This window comes from Butyrivibrio sp. (assembly GCF_017940685.1).
In the GTDB taxonomy this organism is placed as follows: Bacteria; Bacillota; Clostridia; order Lachnospirales; family Lachnospiraceae; genus Butyrivibrio.
Window position 1 is genome coordinate 1 of record NZ_JAGAYD010000082.1, and the last position, 2,502, is coordinate 2,502.

The following is a 2,502-nucleotide window of genomic DNA, read 5'->3' on the forward strand; positions in this document are numbered from 1 at the left end:
CTTGGTTTAAAGTAATATTTAGTTGAGCCATTGAGCTATACCTCCGGTTAATTTGTTGTGGTGACTTTATTATACCTAAAGGTGAGCCTTTGGCTCTTTTAATATTAATTTTTGAATTTACACCATTATATGGACATTACTTACCACTGAGATAGTTTTTGGTTACAGGTATTAGATTTCAACGCCAATAATTCCAGTTTTAATAAAACCACAATGTGAAATTCATACCCCTCAAAGAGGCGAGAACTTCTGGTATTAGATTTGATAAAATAACATATGATACTTCTGTAAAACCATAATACCTACAGCAGATCAGGTTGTCAGCGGTATTATATTTACTCAATGGCTCTTGTCACGATATGATATAGCGCAACATTGAAGCCCCCGCGCTGGCATATCGCTTAAACGCAGCCAAAAACCTTACCGGTAATCCAATTCACTGCCTACAACACACTATCCATGGCCGCTTGATTACCAAAAAAGTCTGACCGGATGAATATCAATAGCACCGTGGAATACCGCAGTTGGTGGAGAGTCAGTGGGTGACTCACCCACTGACTCTCCACCAACGAGGATATGCCGCGAAAGGCTATTGATATTCATTCAGTCAGACTTACAATTCATTAAGCGGCTTATGGATAATCTGTACTTTGTCTACAATCTGATAAAATCTAGTTAATATGCACAACAGATTTCAGGTCAGGATCTTGATGATGGTAACGTCAAGTTTTTCATAAAGATCGATAATATTACCATTTGTAAGCTTAACCTTGGGCCTTGAAAGGTATTTTTCATTGTTCTCGTAAACAACACCCTGCTTGCCAGTTGATAGAAGTACGTTGCTGCCCAAAGGATAAGGCGCTACGTACTGCACAAATACGTTAACCACATCAATATCAAACATTATCCCGCTGTTGGCCATCATGTACTCCATGGCATCTGCAGGGTTCATGGCATCCTTGTAGGAGCGCTTTCCTGTAAGGGCATCATAGACATCAGCCACATGGATGATCCTGGCAAATCTGTGGATGTTTCTTCCGGTGATGCCTCTTGGATATCCGGAGCCGTCCCAGTTTTCATGGTGGGAGTACACTGCACTCTTGATTACTGAAGGGATCTCATCGCCGTCTTTTTCCTTTTCGCGAAGGCGCCTGAGGCCATATTCAGGATGTCTTTTTATCTCTTCATATTCTTCCCTGGTGAGCTTGGCTGGCTTGTTGAGGATCTCAATTGGAACATCGCACTTACCGATATCATGCAAAAGAGCTGCCTGGGAGAGCTTTTCCAGCTCGGCGTTTTTAAGTCCCATTCCGATTCCGATGATGACTGATAAAAGATCTACATTGACACTGTGGACGTAAGTGTAGTTGTCATAGCTGCAAAGGTTGATGGTTTCTATGATGAGAGACTCGGAAGCCTGAACTTCGTTTACAATCTTGTTGGCAAGGAAAAGACATGCATCAATATCAAGCTTTTTAAGCTTATTGATGGCAGCTATCCTGGTCTCATCTGAAATCAGCTGATTGGCCTTTACCACGTCGCCTTCGTCAAATATGTACAGGCCGTCATAGCCAAGCTTGATGATCCTGTCTATATAAGACTGCGTTAGAGAGGTATTGCCCTTAAGAAGGATCTGCTCATGATTGTCGTATATATTGTTTGCCAGGATCATTCCGGGCTTTAAGTCTTTTTTATTAACGTATCTCATAGGTTCTCCATTTCAATGGGGCCAGCTATGCAGTCATGGCTGGCAATTCCGTTAACAATGAAGTTCCTGGTGGTTGTTGTAACTTCATACAGGTCATCACTTTTAACTTCAGAAATGCTTTCAACGCTTATGTTGTCGAGACGTCTGTTTCTGATGCTTAAGTTTTCAACATTTCCTTTTGCTACTGGATTGAAAATGGTGTAAAACCGGATAAGCTCTGTAGCGCCACCAATGAGTGACACTTCCATGCGCTCACTGTTATAGGAATATTCAAATTCGTATTGTTCCATGCCCCGTGAAAGAAGCTCAAGATAATCTTTTTTAGGGCTGGTTATAGTCTTTAAATTAGGATCAACTGTGGTGTCAGAGTCGTAGACAGCAGCAACAAAGCCTCTTACAAATTCAGGCTCATCCTTGTGCTTCTTGAATTTCTCTGAGAGCTTTATAAGATCCTTGTAGGGTACAGATACTTTCTTGGTCTTAAAATACTCGTTAGTGTATTTGTCGTGGGCAAAAGCATCTGAAATAGTTGCGTTTACATCAAAATATGTAAGATACTGATAAACACGGTTTGCAACAGTCGCATTTTCTAAAACGTAATCAGCATATTCGCCTCTTTTAAGGCTTGAGAGATTCCTTGCATATACTTCCATACTGATCAGATAGCCAGCCATATACTGCCTTGTCTCTCTGTACTTATCATCTATGCTCTTTGAAAAACCAAACATCTTTCGGCCTTCTTCAAGAAAGATCACGTTTTCTCTTATAGAACCTTTGTCGTTTGAAAACTGCCA

2 protein-coding genes are annotated in these 2,502 nt (G+C 41.0%); both read right to left on the reverse strand.

Features of this window, described 5'->3' with window-relative positions; genetic code table 11:
• Window positions 1-694 precede the first annotated feature (694 nt).
• The gene (locus J6I68_RS05535; protein ID WP_292218267.1) at window positions 695-1,708 is read right to left on the reverse strand and encodes an HD-GYP domain-containing protein; all 1,014 of its coding nucleotides are present in this window, start codon (window positions 1,706-1,708) and stop codon (window positions 695-697) included.
• The coding region (locus J6I68_RS05540; protein ID WP_292218271.1) for a hypothetical protein at window positions 1,705-2,502 on the reverse strand (798 nt) is incomplete at its 5' end. The genes J6I68_RS05535 and J6I68_RS05540, both read right to left, overlap by 4 nt.